Here is a 17,955-nt window from a genome sequence, read left to right on the forward strand (position 1 = left end):
GACGGCTTACCAGCCCGAACCGCCGCCACCGCCGCCGCCACCGCCGGAGGAGCCGTCACCCGACGATCCGCTCGAGGAACTGCTGCTCGAACTGCTGTCGGAGGAAGAAGCGGGTGAGGTTGCCGCCGAGGCGATCGTCGAGGATAGCGATGAACCGATCGTGGAAACGAAGGCGGTGGGATGGCTCCAGGGATCGGTGCCGCCGCTGTACCAGCCCGGGCCTTGCGTCACCGTGCCATCGATCGCGGCGGCGGCGAGTATGCCGGTAAAGCGTTTTGCCCAGCGGTTCTCCACATTGAGCGCGATCGCATAGGGCAGATAGCGTTCGAACAATGCCGCGGTCTTTTCCGGCGGATTGAGCCTTTCCAGCCGATCCTCCTCGGTCACCGACAGATATTGGCGGAAACCCAGGATCTGATCGCGGATCGGCCAGCCGGCGGGCGTCGGCGCGCGCAGCCGCGATTGCACGATAGCGACGAACGGGATCGCGATCAGGGGCACCCCCATCGCCAGGGCATTGCCGCTGGTCACACCGATCACCAGCAGAACCCCGCAGGCGAAGAACAATGTCGGCCAGAGCAGGATGGTTGCGACCCACGACAGTATTCGCAGCCCGCCCTTCGGCATTGTCCTGCGCGCGCGGGACAGCAGTCGCAGCACGATCCAGGCGGCAGCGATGGCGCCGACCACGCCGAAGATCGTCAGCAGCGGGTATGAATCGTCGAACACCGCCACGGCCAGCGCCACCAGCAGCAACAGGCCGCCGAAGAATTTCCAGCCGAGGAAGCTCTCCTTCGCCGCATCGGTGTAAGTGCGGTCCTCGCCATAGTCGCGATCCAGCTGCTTCACCAAGGCTTCGCGCGCGCCGATCAGCGGCTTGTAGTTGCTTTGAGTCAGCTCGACCGTCCGGCCACGTCGGAACAGGCGGTCGAGCATTTTCTGCTCGGCTATCGGCAATGTGCCGCCGCCGGCCATTTTCTCCAGCGTCCGGGCCGGCTTGCCCCGACCTTCCTGCGTTTCGACGATGCGCAAATAGCCCCGCACGCCAGCATCGACGATCGCGGCAGCGTAGACGCGGTCGTCCATGTCCATCCGCCAGATCAGGCGCAGTGCGGCGGCGGAAAGGCCGTCGGGCGGCGCGAACAGCGGTACGATCGGGCGTGGATCCGGGTTGCGCTTCACGCGCCACAGCGTGAGGGCAAGATAAAAGAGGATTCCGAGCAGTCCGGCAAAGGCCAGCAGCATCGCGCCTTTTTCGCGCAGCGCCCAGCCGAGCCGCATCGCGCGGCTCGGTTCCGCCACGATCCCTTTGCGCCAGGCGACGGCCACCGTGAGGCCCTGCTCCGCTTCCAGCCGCCTAGTGGTGCGGAAGATGATCCGGCCGGGCCGTTCATCCACGACCACCGCGTCATGCCCGGTATCGCCCTGGGCACCGGTATAGACCGCGCGCTTGCCGAAAGGCGCCGCGACCGGCAGCGTGATCCGCGCCTCCGCCTGCTCGATCGGGAACGTCCAGCCGGTGCCGGTGGCGTTCCAGTAGAGCTCATCGATATCGCTGTAGAAGGCGATCTGGCGCGTGGTGCGATAGTGAATCCGGAAGACATGCTCGCCTCGCGGCAACAGTACATCGGCGCTGCCGATCCGGACGCGCCGACCGTTGCTCATCCCGATCAGCGTATAGGGCTCGGGATGTCCGTCGCGGGCCACGGAGACGACCTGGAAGCCCACCGTGATGCTGCGCCCGATGCCGTTGCGATAGCGGGTTGGGAAATCCCGCTGAATGCCGCGCTTGATCTCGTCGCCCTCGGCGATGATGTGGATCGTCTCGACCACGTCGAGCGTCCCGTTCGTCTCGACCCGGACGTCGCTGACGAAACTGGTGATGCGTTCCTCGGCCCAGGCCGGGCTCGCAACGAACAGCACCAGCGCGGCGATCAGCCCTGGCAATCCGCGCATGCCGATCAGCTTTTCCGCTCGAAATGAACTGCGGGCGGCGTGGAGATCGCGGGGTCGTTGTCCTCGAAAAATGCTTCCTCACGAAAGCCGAACGGACGCGCCACGAGCAAGTCCGGGAAGGATGCGATCCGCGTATTCAGGTCGCGGACGGTGGCGTTGTAATAGCGCCGGGCGCCCTGCAGTTCGGTCTCGATTGCCGAAAGCTCCTCCTGCAACTGGCGGAAATTCGCATCAGCCTTCAGTTCGGGATAGGCCTCTGCGACCACCATCAGCCGGCCCAGCATATTACCGAGCGCGCTGTCGGCGCGGGCCGCGTCAGCGGGCGTTGCCGCTTTGGCCGCGTCGCTGCGCCGGGCGGTGACTTCGTCGAGCAAACCGCGTTCGTGATCGGCATAACCCGAAACCGTGCTGACCAGATTGGGCACGAGATCAGCGCGGCGGCGCAACTGCACGCTGATCCCGCTCCATCCCTCGCGCACCAAGGCACGGGCACGCACCAGCCGGTTGTAGATCAGCACAACGCCAATGAGCGCGAGCGCTACGATGATGATCGGCAACCAGAGCGCAATATTCATCGGGTTTGTTTCCAACGCGGATCAGGATGGCCGATCATGCGGGCTGACGCCGGCTTTGAGAAGGCCGGACATGATCATCGGTCAATTTGATTGCCGCGCGCTGACATCGCGCGATCGATCCCTATATCGGTCGCACCTCCTCACTTGCGGTGCCCGACATGACCAAGCCAATGAAGATCGATTTCGTTTCGGATGTTTCCTGCCCCTGGTGCATCATCGGATTGCGCGGGCTCGAACAGGCACTCGCCAACGCGTCCGACGTGGTGACGGCCGACATCAGCTTCCAGCCGTTCGAGCTCAACCCCGCGATGCCGCCTGAGGGGCAGAATATCGTTGAGCATGTCGCGGAGAAATACGGGTCGACGCCTGAACAGTCCGCCGCCAATCGCGAGGCGATCCGCGCGCGCGCCGCGGCGCTGGGCTTCACTATGGCAGGCACTGATCAGAGCCGGATCTACAATACGTTCGACGCGCACCGCCTGCTGCACTGGGCCGAGCTCGAAGGGCGGCAGGCGGCGCTGAAGAACGGCCTGTTCGAAGCCTATTTCACCAAGGGCCGCAATCCTGGCGACCATGACGTGCTGGTCGAGGTAGCCGAGCATGCCGGGCTCGATCCGTTGGTCGCGCGCGAGGTGCTTTCCTCGGGCCGCTATGCGCAGGAAGTGCGCGATGCCGAGCGGCTGTGGCAGAGTCGCGGTATCTCCGCCGTGCCGGCCGTGATCATCAATGAGCGCTACCTGATTTCCGGTGGCCAGCCGCCCGAGGCGTTCGAGCAGGCGATACGCGAGATAGCGGCCGAGGCCTGAACGGCGGCGGTGCTGCCGTCCCGGCACCGGTGGCGCAGTCCAGCAGCTCGGGTCGGGACGTCAGGCCCTGAGGTAACGGAAATACCAGACCTCATGCCCTTGCCGTCGCGCCTTGCGCTCGTAACGAGTCTCGGGCCAGTCGGCCGGGCGTTCGAGGAAGTCGCGCGGATGGTTCGCCTGCCAGGCGAAATCGCGGCGCGTGTTCATCACCATCATCGCCCAGCGACAATAGGTCGGATCATCGGTGCCAAGGCGGAATTCCGCGCCGGGCTTGAGCTTGGCCGCGATCAGGTCGAGCGGGCCGTGATTGACCATGCGGCGCTTGGCATGGCGCGCCTTGCGCCACGGATCGGGGTGGAGAAGGAACAGGCGGTCGAGGCTCGCGTCGGGAAGCCGTTCGAGCACTTCCAGCGCATCGCCCATGTGCAGCCGGATATTGTCGAGCGCGCGGTCGCGGATATGGCCGAGCGCGCCGACCACGCCGTTGAGAAAGGGTTCGCAGCCGATAAAGCCCATCGCTGGATTGGCCTCGGCTTGCGCGGCGAGATGCTCGCCGGCGCCAAAGCCGATCTCGAAGGCAAGGGGGCGGTCTGTGCCGAATAAGGTCGGCGCATCGACCGGACCTGCTTCCGGCACGCTCAACGCGGCCAGCGTGTCCTCGACCAGCGCCGCCTGTCCCTGGCGGAGCTTGTGGCCCTGGCGGCGGCCATAGAGCCGGCGGATCGAAGCGGGGTCGGTCATCGGGGCCTTCGCAAACTTAATGAAAATGTCATCATAGGATCATGGTTTACACGATAAGGCCGTGGTAAGGCCCGGTCGCCGCGCGATTATTGTTGTGCGCTGCGGCAAGCGATCGAAAATATTCGTTGTTGGCTTCGGGCAGCGGGAGTGTGGCGTCCGCTTCGGCGGGTCGCATTCTTCACCATTTTGGTAATGGAATCGAACCAGACATGAAATTCGCTCTCGTCATCATCATTCTGGCCGCGATCGTCGCCATCATCTATTTTACCATGCGCAGCCATGCGCCACGCAGGAAACGGTCGCAATTCTTCTCGCACACGTTCGACAATAGCGGGGCGGGCAAGGTTCCCGATGCGCCGTCGGCCGATGGCGACAGCTCGCTCAAGCCATGAAAACCCGGCCCGCATGCGCTGCGGGCCGGGGCGATCGGGTCAGGATCAGGCGACAGCAGCCTTGAGCTGGTCGACCAGGTCGGTCTTTTCCCAAGTGAAGAAATCACCCTCGGGCGTGCGGCCGAAATGGCCGTACGACGCGGTCTTCTGATAGATTGGCGCGTTGAGCTTCAGATGTTCGCGGATCCCCTTGGGGGTCAGGCGGACGAGCTGCGGCAGCACTTCTTCGAGCTTCGCTTCCGAAACCTTGCCGGTGCCGTGCGTGTCGACATAGACCGACAGCGGTTCAGCAATGCCGATCGCATAGCTCAGCTGGATCGTGCAGCGGCGCGCGAGGCCGGCGGCGACGACATTCTTGGCAAGATAGCGTGCGACATAGGCGGCCGAGCGATCGACCTTGGTCGGATCCTTGCCCGAGAACGCGCCGCCGCCATGTGGCGCCGCGCCGCCGTAAGTGTCCACGATGATCTTGCGGCCGGTGACACCGGCGTCCCCGTCCGGGCCGCCGATTTCGAAGCGACCGGTCGGATTGACGTAGATCGCGGTTTCGTCAGTGATGAAGCCGTCGGGCAGCACGGTGTCGAACACGCCGACGACATAGTCGCGCAGTTCCTTGTACTTCGCCGGATCGCCCTGGTTGTCGTGGAAATAATAGCCTGGCGCATGCTGAGTCGACACGACCAGCGCGGTCGCGCGGACCGGCACTTCATTCTCGTACGCGAGCGTCACCTGGCTCTTGGCGTCGGGCTCGAGGAACGGGACGACCTTGTTGTGGCGGTCATAAGCAAGCTGTTCGAGGATGCGGTGCGAATAATAGAGCGTGGCAGGAAGCAGGTCGGGGGTCTCGTCGGTTGCGTAACCGAACATGATGCCCTGGTCGCCGGCGCCTTCATCCTTGTTGCCGCTTTCATCGACGCCCATCGCGATATGGGTGGACTGGGCGTGGAGGCGGTTGATGAACTCGAACGTGTTCCAGTGGAACTGGTCCTGCTCGTAACCGATGCGCTTCACCGTCGCGCGGACGGTCGCTTCGATTTCTTCGAGCGCGCCGGGCGCCCATTCGCCATTCTCGAACACGCCCTTGCAGCGGATTTCGCCGGCAAGCACGACCAGGTTGGTGGTGGTCAGGGTTTCGCACGCGACGCGCGCATAGGGATCCTTGGACAGGAACAGATCGACGACCGAATCGGAGATCTGGTCGGCGACCTTGTCCGGATGACCTTCCGAAACCGATTCGGACGTGAAGAGAAACGAAGCGCGCATCAATCTACCCTCGGGCTGGCGCGGCTCCGGGTTCCGGAACCGCATATAAAGCTTTCCTTATATGAGGGCCACTAGCGGGGCCATCGCCTGATGGCAACGGCCAACAGCAGCAGCGCCACGGCGACGATGCCGGCCATGGCATTGCCGACACGCGCGAAGAGCGTCGGTTCATGCGGTAGCGGGATCGGCAGTTCGATCGCCCCGGCTACATTTGGCGGTACCGTCGCCAGTAGCGTGCCATTGGCGTCGATGATCGCGGAAATGCCGGTCGGCGTGGCGCGGATGATCGGCAATCCTTCCTCGATGGCACGCATCCGCGCCTGAGCGAGGTGCTGAACGGGACCCCAACTGCCGTACCAGCTGTCGTTGGAGGGGTTGAAGATGAAGCCGGGGCGATGCTTGCGATCGATCGTCTCGCCGGAGAAGATCATCTCGTAACAGATCTGGAATCCGACATTGCCGAAGCCGGGCAGGGTGAAGCCACCGGCGCCCTTGCCGGGATCGAAATCGAAATCGCCCGGCACCAGTCGCGACAGGCCGATTGCCGACATGATCGGACGCATCGGCAGATATTCGCCCCACGGCACGAGATGCGCCTTGTCGTAGCGGCCGAGAATGGTGGCCCGCGAATCGATCGCGAAGACCGAATTGGTACCGGCGATAACCTCGCCCTGCGCATCGAACTTCAGTGCATTGCCGCCCGCCAGCACGATGTCGTTCGGGCCAAGTCGCGCTGCGATGCGTCGGCGTGTGAGATAGGGATCGCCACGCCAATAGGTGGCGGGGGGATAACCGTCCTCAATGAAAAAGCGCAGCGCGCCTTCCGGCCAGACGATCAGCCGTGGCGCCGGGCCGGGAGTGCCGGTGAGCGCTTCGATCGCCAACAGATTCTGCTCGGCATAATCGTCGCGCGGGCGTTCCTCCTGATCGAGATTCGGTTGGATCACACGGACGCGCGGCGCTTTGTCGCCTTGCCGGGCGACCAGGGCAGGGGCGAGCGAGGCGAGGGCCAGGGCGGCCGCGGCGACCGCCGTACCGGCGGCGAAACGCCAGCGGCGCCGGGCGAGCAGCAGCATGCAACCGGCGACGATGATTGTCAGGCCCGACAGGGCATAGGTGCCGACCAGCCGGCCGATCGCCGCCAGTGGCGTGATCGGCAGCCATATCTCCGACAGGGGATTCCACGGATAGCCAGTGAACATCGTGCCGCGCAGCCACTCGGTCGCGATCCACGCCGCGCCGAAGATAAGGACGAAGCCCGGACCGGCAGCGGTGCGATCGTCGCCGACCGACCTTGCGCTGGCGAGGCGCCAGGCGAGCCCGGCGGCGATCGCGGGATAGAGCGCGAGATAAAGCGACAACAGGACGACCGCGAGATAGCCGAGCCAGTGCGGCATCGCGTCCTGATAGGTAAAGGCGCGCTGGATCCAGTTGTTGCCAATGGTGAAATGCGCAACGCCAAAGATCCACCCGCGCAGCAATGCCTGCTTCAGCGTGGACGCCTCGTGGATCGAGAACATCCACACGGCGAAGCAGGCGAGCGTGACCGGCCACCAGATGAGCGGCGCAAAACCGGTCGCGGCAAGCGCCCCCAGCGCGAGCGACAGGAGGAGAGGGTAGCGCTTCACTGTCCGAACCAGCATTTCCACCACCGCGTTCCCACTATCGTCTGCGGATCTCGTTCCGGCATCCACCGGGCCTCACGAGCCTCGAAGCACAGCCTATGCGGAACGGTGGACCCCGGAACAAGCCTGTCTTGCGCGTGTCGAATGATCCGGGGTAGCGAAAGGGATGGGCGAGTGTATTATACGACAATGACGCTTCGCCCCTTCCATCTCGCTTTTCCGGTGCATGACCTTCTCGCCGCGCGAGGCTTTTACGGTGGTGTATTGGGTTGTTCGGAGGGACGCAGCAGCGATGCGTGGATCGACTTCGACCTGTTCGGGCATCAGATTGTCGCGCATCTCGATCCGGCGGCGAAGCCGGTCGCGGTGAGCAATGCGGTCGATGGGCATGATGTCCCGGTGCCGCATTTCGGTGTCGTGCTGACCATGGCCGACTGGGAAGAGCTGGCGGCCCGTGTCGCGGCGGCGGGAATTCCCTTCGGCATCGCGCCGCATATCCGCTTCAAGGGGCAGCCGGGCGAACAGGCGACGATGTTCTTTCGCGATCCCAGCGGCAATGCGCTCGAATTCAAGGCATTTGCCGATGACGCGATGCTCTTCGCGACCTAAGGGACCTGGCATGGCTCAACCGATCACGCTCGATATTCCGCACAAGCATGGCCGCGACGCAGTACGCGAACGGCTCGACAAGGGCATCGGCAAGCTCGCCGAGATGTTTCCCGGCGGCGCGGTGGTCGATCATCGCTGGGACGGCAACACGATGCATTTCACCGTGCAGGCGATGGGCCAGAAGGTGGCCAGCCGGCTTGAGCTGTTCGATGCCCATGTCCGCGCGACGATCGACTTGCCGCCCTTTCTGTCGCTGTTCGCCGACAAGATCCGCGCCAAGCTGGCCAAGGAAGCGCCCAAGCTGCTGGAATAGCGCTATCACGCCTTGACCTGGTGCAGCAGCAACCCGTTGCCCTCGGAATCACGGCAGACCCGCATCCGGCAAACAGGGGTGTCGATCAGGTTCGAGACGAAGGTCACGCCCTCGCTTTCCAGCCGGGCGGTAAACGCGTCGAGATCGTCGACTTCGAACGCGATCGTGCCACCCGAATCGTTGCTCGGTCTTGCCCCGGTGACCGTGGTGAGCGCGAGGCAACCGCCGCCGGGCAGGTCATATTCGATCCAGCGGCCATCGCCCGAATTCGATCCGATCTTCAGCCCGAGCGTGGTTTCGTAGAAAGCGCGTGCGCGCGCCACATCGGTGATCGGGTACATGGTGAAGGCGATTTTCCGAAGCATCGCATGATCCTTTCAGGCGTGGCGACGCGCGAGCGCGCCGCCGATCCAGGCGAGGGGCAGGGCAGTGACCACCAGTGCGGCGGGATACCAGAGCGGCCCGAGTTTCACGATCATCGCGCCGATCAGGCCGAGCGTCGCCAGCACTGTGCCGATCGCACCGAGGATGATCGCATGCTTCATCGGCGCCGACGGCGCGAGCCGTGCCGTGATATAGCCGCTGCCGATGGCGATGAGCGCGCGATAGGCAAAGGCGAGGGCATTATCGCTGGCGTCGGTCATCGGCTGATCCCAGGGCGGGAAGACCTGAAGCGCGTGGAGCACCAGGTCGATCACCAGTGCCAGCAGCACGCTGAAGGCAATGCCGGCGACGAGCGCGACAATGCTGCGGCCGATACGGTGCGGCGCGGGAGCAACGGCGGCGTTCATTGCGCTTGCTCCTGCTGCACGGCGGCCAGGACGGTATCGAGCCGGTCATAGCCGATGGTGATTCCGCTCTCCATGGGCGACTGGACGGCGGCGTCACGCATCTCGCGCGATGGATAGACAACCGTTGTGGTCAGGCGCGTGGCATCGCCGATCGGGGTGAGCGTCGCGGTGTTGAGCGTCTCGCCACCAGTCCAGTTGTCGTCATATTTTTCGGTCTGAAGGATGCGTTCGGGCGACAGGATCTCGCGATACAGACCACCCGTGCCCATCCGGGTGCCATCGAGATTTTCCCAGACATAGCGATAGGCACCGCCGACGCGCAGATCGATCTCGCACGTCGCCAGCGTCCAGCCGTCGGGCCCGGTGAACCAGCGCTTGAGCAGGGCGGGAATGGTCAGCGCGTCGAACACCAGATGCGGCGGTGCATCGAACATGCGGGTGATGACGATCTCTCGGTCGCCTTGGGCGGTCAGTTCCAGTTTGTGGCTCATTGCGGTTTTCCTTTCTTGGCTTGGTTTTCCAGGGTCTTCAGTTCCTCGAGCAGCGAATCCAGGCGCGCATAATTGCGCTCCCAGACTTGCCGATATTGTTCGAGCCACCCGACTGCCTCGGCCATCGGCGCGCCGACAATCTGCCGTGGGCGGCGCTGAGCATCGATTGCGCCGGCGACCAGGCCGGCACGTTCCAGCATCTTGAGATGTTTCGAGATCGCCGGCTGGCTCATCGCGAACGGGGCGGCGAGTTCGGCCACCGTCGCCTCGCCCTGGGCAAGCCGGGCGAGGATCGCCCGCCGAGTCGGGTCGGCAAGGGCGGTGAATGTGGCGTCGAGGCGTTGGTCGGGGGTCATTCGCATAACTCTATAGTTCAATAACTAAATAGTTATATTAAGAACGAGCCGCTGTCAATCGCTGATCGGACACAGCCTGTGGCAAGGGAAAATGGCCGATTAAGGCGAGATGGATTTGACTGGAGGCCCCCACCGTTCGCCCTGAGCCTGTCGAAGCCCACGTCCTGTGCGCGCCCTTCGACAGGCTCAGGGCGAACGGCCGTTTGAGGGGATCAGCCCGATCCGAAATGAACGGGAGTAGCGAATCAACGCAGCTCGAAACGGTGCTAGTCGGAATGGATCTCGATCGCGCCGATGCGCAGCAGTGCTTCGGTCGTGCGCGCGAATTCGGTCATCAATGCTTCGAGCAACGGCTCCAGCCCGAGATTCTTGATCACGCCAGGCGGTGGGGTCACCCCGCCGCGCTCATCCTCGATTAGCAGCCCGCTTTCGATCATGCGGCCGACATGGCGGCGCACCGTTTCGCGTGGCAGGCCGCTGGCGGAGGCGATGGCATTGCGCGAAATCGGGACGACCCATTCGCGCGGCAATATGGCGGTCGCGGCATATTCTTCCGGAATGACTCGCTCGCGCATCAGCTTCTGCACATTGGCGACCGAGATCGTCAGATAGATGATCAGCTCAGTCGGGTTCAGATTTTGCGGCGTGGTGAAGATGCGGTGCGCCGCGAGGAACTGATTGCAGATCGACATCATCGCGACCCGCCAGTTCTCGGCCATTTTCACAGGATTGGTGACGACCCGATCGCTCAATTGCCGACATTCCCAAAATAGGGCCGATTTGGCCGTGATACCCATTATGGGTATCTTATGCTTCCCCGTAAACTATCGTTAGAGCCGAACAAGATATAGGCCATCCGGGGATCGATGAAACGGTGCCTTCAGGCAGTCGTATCAACGAGTTAACGGGGGAGGGATGTCGCGCGGGCAACTGCGGCGATATGAGATGGGCTGCGCGCTTCGGGGGGAGTGCGCAGCCCGTTTTCGTTTCGATCCCTATCGATATGACGGCGAGATTCGCTGGCCAGTCACTTGCCCGCCGCCACGCGCCAGATCGTGTTGCCGACATCGTCCGCGACAAGCAGTGCACCGGTCTTGTCGGTGATGACGCCGACCGGGCGGCCCTGCGCCTCGCCCTTGGCGTTGAGAAAGCCGCCGAGCACATCGACCGGCTTGGCGCCCTTCACCGGATAGCCATTATCACCGAACGGGACATAGATGACCTTATAGCCCGACACGGGCTTGCGGTTCCATGAGCCGTGCTGGCCGATGAACGCGCCATTGCCGAAGGCCGCGCCAAGCTTGGCGTCGGTGGCAAAGGCGAGACCGAGAGCCGCTGTGTGCGGGCCGAGCGCATAATCAGGGCGCTTGGAATATTGCTGCAGCGCCGGGTTGGGCGGATCGACGCGCTTGTCGGGATAGCCGCCCCAATAATACCAGGGCCAGCCGAAATGATCGCCGAATTCGACCTGACTCATATAGTCGGGTGCAAGGTCGGAGCCGAGCATGTCGCGTTCGTTGACCGTGGTCCACAGCTGCTTCGAATGCGGTTCCAGCGCCAGGCCATTGGGATTGCGCAGGCCGGCCGCGAAGACGCGATAGGTCTTGGCCTCGGGAAAGACCTGCAGGATATTGGCGCGGTATTTCTCCGCCTCGATGCCGTTTTCGGCGATGTTGCTCGACGACCCGACCGTCACGTACAGCGTCTTGCCGTCTTCGGCCGCGAGGACGTTGCGCGCCCAGTGATTGCCGCCGCCCGGCAGCTTGACCACGGTTTCGGGCTTGGCGGTGATCCTGGTCTCGCCGAGTTTGAACGGGAAGCGGACCAGCGCGTCGGTATTGCCGACATAAAGCCAGTCGCCCATCACGGCCATGCCAAAGGGTGAGTTGAGCCCGGTCAGGAATGCCGACCGGCTTTCCGCCACGCCGTCGCCGTCGCTGTCGCGAAGCAGGGTGATGCGGTTGGCCGAGGGCACGCCGGCACCGGCCTTGCCCATCAGGAAGCCCATGACCCGGCCGGTGATGCCGCCACCTTTGCGCGGCGGGGAATTGGTTTCGGCGACCAGCACATCGCCATTGGGCAAGCGGTAGAGCCAGCGCGGATGGTCGAGCCCGGCGGCAAAGGCGCCGACGCTGAGGCCCGCGGCGGGGGTCGGCTTCGCGCCCTTGGGCCAGCCGACCGCATCGGCGACGCCGATCGTCGGGATCATCTGCACGCGCGGTGCGGTGATGTCGGGCTTCTCTCCGCTGACCGCGGCGACCGTCAGGCGCGCTTCATCGGGGCGGCTGATCCAGAACCAGAAGGCGGCCAGAGCGAGGATGATCAGGCCGGTGACGATAAGGATATGTTTGCGCATGAGATAAGGTTACCCCGGACCACAGGGCAAAGAAAGCCCCCGGCCGTCAAACATGGAGCATATATCAGGTGCATGCGCCGGGGCTCTTCATGCGCGCGGGCAATCCTGTTTCGACAATAGGAAAGAGCGCACCGGTATTTGGAGCAATATCGGGCTGGATGGAATCACCCTCCCCGTTCTTTCTTACCGCAGAAGAAGAACGGCCCTTCGACAGGCTCAGGGCGAACGGGGGAATGTAGCATCTCAGCTCGAAACCGCTCTAATCCGGCAAGCGATGATATGCCGGATCCTGCGTGATGGTTGAATCGCCGACGGCGACAGCATCGCGGGGAAGGGCTGCGAGAGATATGTTACACCCTATTGTAACATATCTCCGGCGCGAGCCGAGCGATGCAGGCTGTCGATCGCGCCAATTCTAATAATTATCATTTATAACAATTAGTTAACTGATATTTATGGCGATTTCTGGTATCGATAATATCCGGTGAAATCCCGTTCAGCGATCAACTGAGGTTATAGCTGCGTCGCCCGATGTGCCGAATCCCAGCTCGCACTGCCGAAATACGCGGGCACAAAAAGGCCGCCGGCGAGGGGGACGCCGGCGGCCGGCCGAGCGAGATGCCCGGGGAACCTGTTATGTCGCCGGTACAGCCCTCAGGCGAGGTCGTACCGGTCGGCGTTCATCACCTTGGTCCAGGCCGCGGCAAAGTCCCTGACGAACTTTTCGCCTGCATCGGCCGAGGCATAAACCTCGGACAGTGCGCGCAGCTGCGAATTGGAACCGAACACCAGATCAGTGCGCGTTCCGGTCCATTTCTGCTGACCGGTCTTGCGGCTGGTACCCGCAAACTCCTCATCGCCCGCTTCGTCGATTTCCTTCCAGGCAGTGCCCATGTCGAGCAGATTGACGAAGAAGTCGTTGGTGAGCTGACCCGGGCGGTCGGTAAACACACCGTGCTTCGAGCCGCCATGGTTGGCGCCGAGTACGCGCAAGCCGCCGAGCAACACGGCCATTTCCGGCGCGTTCAGCCCTAGCAATTGCGAGCGATCGACCAGCAACTCCTCGGTCGGTACGCTGAAGCGGACCGAGAGATAATTGCGGAAGCCGTCCGCCTTGGGTTCGAGCGCCTCGAAGTTTTCGAGATCGGTCTGCTCCTGCGACGCGTCGGTTCGGCCTGGCGTGAACGGCACCTCGATCTTGTGCCCTGCATCGGCTGCGGCCTTTTCGACCGCAGCGGTGCCACCGAGCACAATCAGGTCGGCGATGCTGACCTTCTTGCCACCCGCGCCACCATCGAAGTCGCTTTTGATGCCTGCATAGACGTTGAGCACCTTGGCGAGCTTTTCGGGCTCATTGACGGCCCAGTCCTTTTGCGGCGCCAGCCGGATGCGGCCGCCATTGGCCCCGCCGCGATGGTCCGAGCCGCGATGGGTCGAGGCCGAAGCCCAGGCAGTCGTCACCAGTTCGCCGACCGACAGGCCCGCAGCAAGGATCTTCGCCTTGAGTCCGGCCACGTCGCCCGCCTCGATTATGGCATGATCTGCCTTGGGGATTGGATCCTGCCAGATCAGCTCTTCCGCCGGCACGTCGGGGCCGAGATAGCGCGCCTTCGGGCCCATGTCGCGGTGGCACAATTTGAACCATGCGCGGGCAAAGGTATCGGCGAAATAGGCCGGATCGGCGCGGAACCGCTCGGATATCGCGCGGTACGCCGGATCCACTTTCATCGCCATGTCGGCGGTGGTCATCATCGTCGGCACGCGCCGGTCCGGGCTGTGCGCGCCCGGCGCCAGCGTTTCGGCGGGATTGCCGACCGGCTGCCACTGGTTTGCGCCTGCCGGGCTCTTCACCAGTTCATATTCATGGTCGAGCAGCATGTCGAAATAGCTCATGTCCCAAGTGATGGGCGTGGGCGTCCAGGCCCCTTCGATGCCGCTGGTGATGGTATGGTCGCCGATGCCGCTCTCATGAGTGGAGATCCAGCCCAGTCCCTGGGTGGCGATGTCGGCGCCTTCCGGCTCGACGCCAACCAGCGATGCGTCACCCGCGCCGTGCGCCTTGCCGAAGGTGTGGCCACCGGCGGTCAGCGCAGCGGTCTCCTCGTCATTCATACCCATGCGCTTGAAGGTTTCGCGAATATCACGGCCCGATTGCACCGGGTCGGGATTGCCGCCGGGCCCTTCCGGATTGACGTAGATCAGGCCCATCTGAATTGCCGCCAGCGGCTCTTCGAGCGCCATGCCGGCCTGGTCGTCGATGCGGGTCTGGCCGACCCACTCCTCTTCAGTGCCCCAGTAGATGTCCTTTTCGGGCTCGAACACGTCAGCGCGGCCGCCGCCAAAGCCGAACACCGGACCACCCATCGATTCGATCGCGACATTGCCGGCGAGGATCAGCAGGTCGGCCCAGCTGAGCTTGCGGCCATATTTCTGCTTGATCGGCCAGAGCAGGCGACGCGCTTTGTCGAGATTGCCATTGTCCGGCCAGGAATTGAGCGGCGCGAAGCGCTGCGAGCCGGACGACGCGCCGCCGCGGCCATCGCCGGTGCGGTACGTGCCGGCGCTGTGCCATGCCATGCGGATGAAGAAGGGACCGTAATGTCCGTAATCCGCCGGCCACCAGGGCTGGCTGTCGGTCATCAACGCGGTCAGGTCGCGCTTGACCGCGGCATAATCGAGCGACTTGAATTCGGTGGCATAGTCGAAATCGTCGCCCATCGGATCGCCCGACAGGCCATTCTGCTGGAGAATGTCCAGCGAGAGTTGATTCGGCCACCAGTCACGGCTGGTCCGGCCGAGCAGCGTGCGGAGCGCGCGCGGTTCCTTGGCCTGATCACTGAGGGGACTTCCGGTCATTGGGCAACCGCTGGTCTTGCTATCCACTGTCATCTCCTGAGTTTTCAGATTTATCGTTGAGCTCCCGCACAGGGGTAGCCGAGCGACACTGATCGGAGAAACGTTAAATAGCGAAGTCAGTGATCGGGCTGGGCGATCACAGCGCGCCTCGCACGGTAATGGGGGTCAGGTGTCGCGTTCTTCCGGCACCGGCACCGGCGGGTGCAGCCTGAGCTTGGTCACGCGGCGCGTGTCCGCGTCGATCACTTCGAGCTTCCAGCCGCTGTCATGCGCCAGGCATTCGCCGGCTTGCGGCACATGCCCGGCGATCAGCGCGGCGAGGCCGGCAAGCGTGTCGATATCTTCGTCGACGTCGGCAAGGCGCTTGTCGATCGTTTCGCCGATATCCTCAAGCTCGGCGCGGCCGTCCACATCCCAGGCGCCGCCGCCGATCGGCACGATCAGCGCTTCGGGCGCGTCGTCATGCTCGTCCTCGATATCGCCGACGATTTCCTCGATCAGATCCTCGATCGTCACCAGCCCCTCAGTGCCGAAATATTCGTCGAGCACCACCGCGAGATGGACCCGGCTCGCGCGCATGTCGGCAAGCAGGTCGAGCACGCCGCGCGACATCGGCACGAACAGGGGCTGACGGATCAGGCCTTCGAGGCTTGTCGGATGCGCCGCGCCGGTGGCGAGGATCGCGAACACGTCCTTGATATGGACCATGCCGATGATCGTATCGAGCTTCTCGCGATAGACCGGCAAGCGGCTATGCCCGGCCTCGGCGAAGATCTTGACCAGGGCGTCGAATGACGTCTGTTCCTCGATCGCGATGATGTCGGCGCGCGGCACGCCGACATCGCCTGCGTCGCGCTCGCCGAAATGGAGCAGGTTGCGCACCATGGTGCGTTCGAGTGGGGAGAGATCGCCCTTGGCGTCAGGAGCGGGGTCGCCCTCATGCGCGTCGATCGCATCCTCGAGCTGGGCGCGGAGTGAATCGTCACCCGATTCCCCGAAAATCATGGCGCGCAACGAGCGCCATATACTGCCTTCACTGGTACCGGCGTCCCCGGCGTTGGTGGTACTTTGGCCCTCGGGCATAATCGTGTGTCAGTCCTCGCGTATCAGATAAGGGTCGGCCAGGCCGAGAGCGGCAAGGGCGTCGATCTCGATCGCCTCCATCGCTTCCGCCTCATGATCCTCGATATGGTCATAACCCAAAAGATGCAGCGTGCCATGCACGATCAGATGCGTGGCGTGATCGGCGACCGAAATCCCTTTCTCGGCCGCTTCCGCTTCGCACACGCCGTAAGCCAGCACGATGTCGCCGAGCAATACTTCGCCATCATCGGAATTCTGGCTGATCGTGTCGAGCAGATCGGCCTGCACCATCGGGAAGCTCAGCACATTGGTCGGCTTGTCCTTGTCGCGATACTGCGCGTTGAGCGTCTGGACTTCGTCATTGGTGGCCAGCCGGACGGAGAGTTCGACCAGCGCCGCCGATGTCAGCAAGTCGCCATGCGTGGTACGTTCGATCGCCGCCGTCGCCGCGCGCTGGGCAAGCGCTTCCCAGTCGGTAGAATCGGGCCAGGGATTCTCCTGCGACAGCGCGGTCTCAAGCATCGACGCCCTCATAGGCTTCGACGATGCGCCCGACGATCGGATGACGCACGACATCGCCCGCGCCGAAGCGGCAGATCGACAGGCCGTCGACGCCCTCGAGCCGGCCGACCGCATCGTTCAGGCCCGAGGCATTCATGCCGCCGGGCAGATCGGTCTGCTTGGGATCGCCGCACACGACCATGCGGCTATTCTCGCCAAAGCGGGTGAGGAACATCTTCATCTGCGCCGGCGTGGTGTTCTGCGCTTCGTCGAGGATGATGAAGGCATCGGCGAGCGTGCGGCCACGCATGAAGGCGATCGGCGCAATCTCGATCTCGCCCGATGCGATCCGCCGTTCGACCTGCTCGGCGGGCAGGCAATCGTTGAGCGCATCGTACAAGGGGCGGAGATAGGGGTCGACCTTCTCCTTCATGTCGCCGGGCAGGAAGCCGAGCTTCTCGCCCGCTTCCACGGCGGGACGCGACAGGATCAGGCGCTGGACGCTGCCCGTGATCAGCTGCGCGACCGCTTGCGCGACCGCGATATAGGTCTTGCCGGTGCCTGCTGGCCCGAGCGCGAAGATGATGTCATGGTTGAGCAGTTCGCGCATATAATGCTGCTGCGCGATCGTTCGGGGCACGATGGTCTTCTTGCGCGTGCGGATCATGATTTGCGGCGCGCCGCCGGCATCGGCCTGGATGATCCCCGCCAGCGTGGGTTCCGCGGACATGGCGATCACCGCGTCGATCAGGCCGGGATCGACCCGCTCGCCACGCACGATGCGGTTATACAGGCCCTGCAGCACGTCGCGCGCCTCGGCCACCGCCTCGGCACGGCCTTCGAGACCGACACGGTTGCCGCGCGCGGTGATGTAGACGCCAAGCCGGCTCTCCAGCAGCAGCAGATTCTGGTCGAACTCCCCGAACAGCTGAGCCATGAGTTGCGGCTTGTCGAACACGACCTCTGTGCGGCTGCGATCACCGGACTGGGCGGGGACAGGCTTGCGGCTCATGCGGTTCCTTCAGGTCGGAGGAGGGCGAAGGGGCGCGACGGTGCGTCCCGGTGCTGGCTGGATCGCGGATCGAACGGGATGCCGGGGCGGTTGGTTCCGCCGGGGAGCTCGAAGGGGCGAGTCTGCTGCATCCGTGACGGAGTTTGGCAGAGCGCGGGCCGCGAGGACAGGGGGAATATCGACCCAGGGCTTTCCATTTGTCGTGTGTGCGAAACGAGCAACAGGCAGC

The 17,955-nt window shown here is 63.7% G+C and carries 19 protein-coding genes; 4 read left to right on the top strand and 15 right to left on the bottom strand.

Features of this window, described 5'->3' with window-relative positions; translation table 11 throughout:
• Positions 1 to 6: 6 nt before the first annotated feature.
• Together OO12_RS03375 and OO12_RS03380 are read right to left on the bottom strand one after the other, a co-directional pair.
• Positions 7 to 1,956 carry a DUF2207 domain-containing protein gene (locus OO12_RS03375; protein ID WP_034157214.1) on the bottom strand — a complete coding sequence of 650 codons (1,950 nt, stop codon included), beginning with the start codon at positions 1,954 to 1,956 and terminating at the stop codon, positions 7 to 9.
• Positions 1,957 to 1,961: 5 nt separating this feature from the next.
• Positions 1,962 to 2,531 carry a LemA family protein gene (locus OO12_RS03380; protein ID WP_034157215.1) on the bottom strand — a complete coding sequence of 190 codons (570 nt, stop codon included), beginning with the start codon at positions 2,529 to 2,531 and terminating at the stop codon, positions 1,962 to 1,964.
• A gap of 158 nt (positions 2,532 to 2,689) precedes the next feature.
• Here OO12_RS03380 and OO12_RS03385 point away from each other — a divergent pair, with 158 nt between their 5' ends.
• A complete protein-coding gene (locus OO12_RS03385; protein ID WP_034157216.1) occupies positions 2,690 to 3,337 on the top strand; it encodes a DsbA family oxidoreductase in 648 nt (215 codons plus the stop codon).
• A 60-nt stretch (positions 3,338 to 3,397) separates the two neighbouring features.
• On the opposite strand, the gene trmB is transcribed toward OO12_RS03385, so the two are convergent.
• Entirely contained in the window at positions 3,398 to 4,078 is a 681-nt protein-coding gene (gene trmB / locus OO12_RS03390) for a tRNA (guanine(46)-N(7))-methyltransferase TrmB (protein WP_034157217.1), read from the bottom strand.
• Between the two features lie 209 nt (positions 4,079 to 4,287).
• Here trmB and OO12_RS03395 point away from each other — a divergent pair, with 209 nt between their 5' ends.
• The gene (locus tag OO12_RS03395; RefSeq protein WP_034157218.1) at positions 4,288 to 4,470 is read left to right on the top strand and encodes a hypothetical protein; all 183 of its coding nucleotides are present in this window, start codon (positions 4,288 to 4,290) and stop codon (positions 4,468 to 4,470) included.
• 45 nt (positions 4,471 to 4,515) lie between these two features.
• On the opposite strand, the gene metK is transcribed toward OO12_RS03395, so the two are convergent.
• Positions 4,516 to 5,733 (bottom strand): methionine adenosyltransferase, encoded by a 1,218-nt coding sequence (gene metK, locus OO12_RS03400; protein WP_034157219.1) that lies wholly within the window; start codon positions 5,731 to 5,733, stop codon positions 4,516 to 4,518.
• A gap of 71 nt (positions 5,734 to 5,804) precedes the next feature.
• A complete protein-coding gene (lnt, locus tag OO12_RS03405) occupies positions 5,805 to 7,376 on the bottom strand; it encodes an apolipoprotein N-acyltransferase (RefSeq protein WP_152616260.1) in 1,572 nt (523 codons plus the stop codon).
• A 171-nt stretch (positions 7,377 to 7,547) separates the two neighbouring features.
• On the opposite strand from lnt, the gene OO12_RS03410 reads away from it, so the two are divergent.
• The gene (locus tag OO12_RS03410) at positions 7,548 to 7,967 is read left to right on the top strand and encodes a VOC family protein (protein ID WP_034157293.1); all 420 of its coding nucleotides are present in this window, start codon (positions 7,548 to 7,550) and stop codon (positions 7,965 to 7,967) included.
• Positions 7,968 to 7,977: 10 nt separating this feature from the next.
• A complete protein-coding gene (locus OO12_RS03415; RefSeq protein WP_034157220.1) occupies positions 7,978 to 8,280 on the top strand; it encodes a polyhydroxyalkanoic acid system family protein in 303 nt (100 codons plus the stop codon).
• Between the two features lie 5 nt (positions 8,281 to 8,285).
• On the opposite strand, the gene OO12_RS03420 is transcribed toward OO12_RS03415, so the two are convergent.
• From OO12_RS03420 to OO12_RS03465, 10 genes are all read right to left on the bottom strand, one after another.
• On the bottom strand, positions 8,286 to 8,645 hold the full coding sequence (locus OO12_RS03420; RefSeq protein WP_034157221.1) for a VOC family protein: 360 nt from the start codon (positions 8,643 to 8,645) through the stop codon (positions 8,286 to 8,288).
• A gap of 12 nt (positions 8,646 to 8,657) precedes the next feature.
• Entirely contained in the window at positions 8,658 to 9,071 is a 414-nt protein-coding gene (locus OO12_RS03425) for a hypothetical protein (RefSeq protein ID WP_034157222.1), read from the bottom strand.
• Complete coding sequence (locus OO12_RS03430) at positions 9,068 to 9,562, bottom strand: SRPBCC family protein (protein ID WP_034157223.1); 495 nt, start codon at positions 9,560 to 9,562, stop codon at positions 9,068 to 9,070. The genes OO12_RS03425 and OO12_RS03430 overlap by 4 nt, the downstream gene beginning before the upstream one ends.
• Complete coding sequence (locus OO12_RS03435; RefSeq protein WP_034157224.1) at positions 9,559 to 9,918, bottom strand: ArsR/SmtB family transcription factor; 360 nt, start codon at positions 9,916 to 9,918, stop codon at positions 9,559 to 9,561. The genes OO12_RS03430 and OO12_RS03435 overlap by 4 nt, the downstream gene beginning before the upstream one ends.
• A gap of 266 nt (positions 9,919 to 10,184) precedes the next feature.
• A complete protein-coding gene (locus OO12_RS03440; protein ID WP_160296731.1) occupies positions 10,185 to 10,670 on the bottom strand; it encodes a hypothetical protein in 486 nt (161 codons plus the stop codon).
• A gap of 275 nt (positions 10,671 to 10,945) precedes the next feature.
• Positions 10,946 to 12,274, bottom strand: a complete 1,329-nt coding sequence (locus OO12_RS03445; protein WP_034157226.1) for a PQQ-dependent sugar dehydrogenase — start codon at positions 12,272 to 12,274, stop codon at positions 10,946 to 10,948.
• Between the two features lie 654 nt (positions 12,275 to 12,928).
• Positions 12,929 to 15,130 carry a catalase/peroxidase HPI gene (gene katG / locus OO12_RS03450; protein WP_152616256.1) on the bottom strand — a complete coding sequence of 734 codons (2,202 nt, stop codon included), beginning with the start codon at positions 15,128 to 15,130 and terminating at the stop codon, positions 12,929 to 12,931.
• Positions 15,131 to 15,295: 165 nt separating this feature from the next.
• Positions 15,296 to 16,213, bottom strand: coding sequence for a hemolysin family protein (locus OO12_RS03455; RefSeq protein WP_034157227.1), 918 nt, complete (start codon positions 16,211 to 16,213; stop codon positions 15,296 to 15,298).
• A gap of 9 nt (positions 16,214 to 16,222) precedes the next feature.
• Complete coding sequence (gene ybeY / locus OO12_RS03460) at positions 16,223 to 16,735, bottom strand: rRNA maturation RNase YbeY (RefSeq protein WP_034157228.1); 513 nt, start codon at positions 16,733 to 16,735, stop codon at positions 16,223 to 16,225.
• Positions 16,728 to 17,726, bottom strand: coding sequence for a PhoH family protein (locus tag OO12_RS03465; protein ID WP_034157229.1), 999 nt, complete (start codon positions 17,724 to 17,726; stop codon positions 16,728 to 16,730). The genes ybeY and OO12_RS03465 overlap by 8 nt, the downstream gene beginning before the upstream one ends.
• Positions 17,727 to 17,955 lie beyond the last annotated feature (229 nt).

Origin of the sequence: Sphingomonas sp. ERG5 (assembly GCF_000803065.1) — a bacterium.
In the GTDB taxonomy this organism is placed as follows: domain Bacteria; phylum Pseudomonadota; class Alphaproteobacteria; order Sphingomonadales; family Sphingomonadaceae; genus Sphingomonas.

Bases quoted from the DNA above. Each gene is read 5' to 3' on its own strand.
- OO12_RS03375 (WP_034157214.1), bottom strand. From the start codon at position 1,956: ATGCGCGGATTGCCAGGGCTGATCGCCGCGCTGGTGCTGTTCGTTGCG.
- OO12_RS03380 (WP_034157215.1), bottom strand. From the start codon at position 2,531: ATGAATATTGCGCTCTGGTTGCCGATCATCATCGTAGCGCTCGCGCTC.
- OO12_RS03385 (WP_034157216.1), top strand. From the start codon at position 2,690: ATGACCAAGCCAATGAAGATCGATTTCGTTTCGGATGTTTCCTGCCCC.
- trmB (WP_034157217.1), bottom strand. From the start codon at position 4,078: ATGACCGACCCCGCTTCGATCCGCCGGCTCTATGGCCGCCGCCAGGGC.
- OO12_RS03395 (WP_034157218.1), top strand. From the start codon at position 4,288: ATGAAATTCGCTCTCGTCATCATCATTCTGGCCGCGATCGTCGCCATC.
- metK (WP_034157219.1), bottom strand. From the start codon at position 5,733: ATGCGCGCTTCGTTTCTCTTCACGTCCGAATCGGTTTCGGAAGGTCAT.
- lnt (WP_152616260.1), bottom strand. From the start codon at position 7,376: ATGCTGGTTCGGACAGTGAAGCGCTACCCTCTCCTCCTGTCGCTCGCG.
- OO12_RS03410 (WP_034157293.1), top strand. From the start codon at position 7,548: ATGACGCTTCGCCCCTTCCATCTCGCTTTTCCGGTGCATGACCTTCTC.
- OO12_RS03415 (WP_034157220.1), top strand. From the start codon at position 7,978: ATGGCTCAACCGATCACGCTCGATATTCCGCACAAGCATGGCCGCGAC.
- OO12_RS03420 (WP_034157221.1), bottom strand. From the start codon at position 8,645: ATGCTTCGGAAAATCGCCTTCACCATGTACCCGATCACCGATGTGGCG.
- OO12_RS03425 (WP_034157222.1), bottom strand. From the start codon at position 9,071: ATGAACGCCGCCGTTGCTCCCGCGCCGCACCGTATCGGCCGCAGCATT.
- OO12_RS03430 (WP_034157223.1), bottom strand. From the start codon at position 9,562: ATGAGCCACAAACTGGAACTGACCGCCCAAGGCGACCGAGAGATCGTC.
- OO12_RS03435 (WP_034157224.1), bottom strand. From the start codon at position 9,918: ATGACCCCCGACCAACGCCTCGACGCCACATTCACCGCCCTTGCCGAC.
- OO12_RS03445 (WP_034157226.1), bottom strand. From the start codon at position 12,274: ATGCGCAAACATATCCTTATCGTCACCGGCCTGATCATCCTCGCTCTG.
- katG (WP_152616256.1), bottom strand. From the start codon at position 15,130: ATGACCGGAAGTCCCCTCAGTGATCAGGCCAAGGAACCGCGCGCGCTC.
- OO12_RS03455 (WP_034157227.1), bottom strand. From the start codon at position 16,213: ATGCCCGAGGGCCAAAGTACCACCAACGCCGGGGACGCCGGTACCAGT.
- ybeY (WP_034157228.1), bottom strand. From the start codon at position 16,735: ATGCTTGAGACCGCGCTGTCGCAGGAGAATCCCTGGCCCGATTCTACC.
- OO12_RS03465 (WP_034157229.1), bottom strand. From the start codon at position 17,726: ATGAGCCGCAAGCCTGTCCCCGCCCAGTCCGGTGATCGCAGCCGCACA.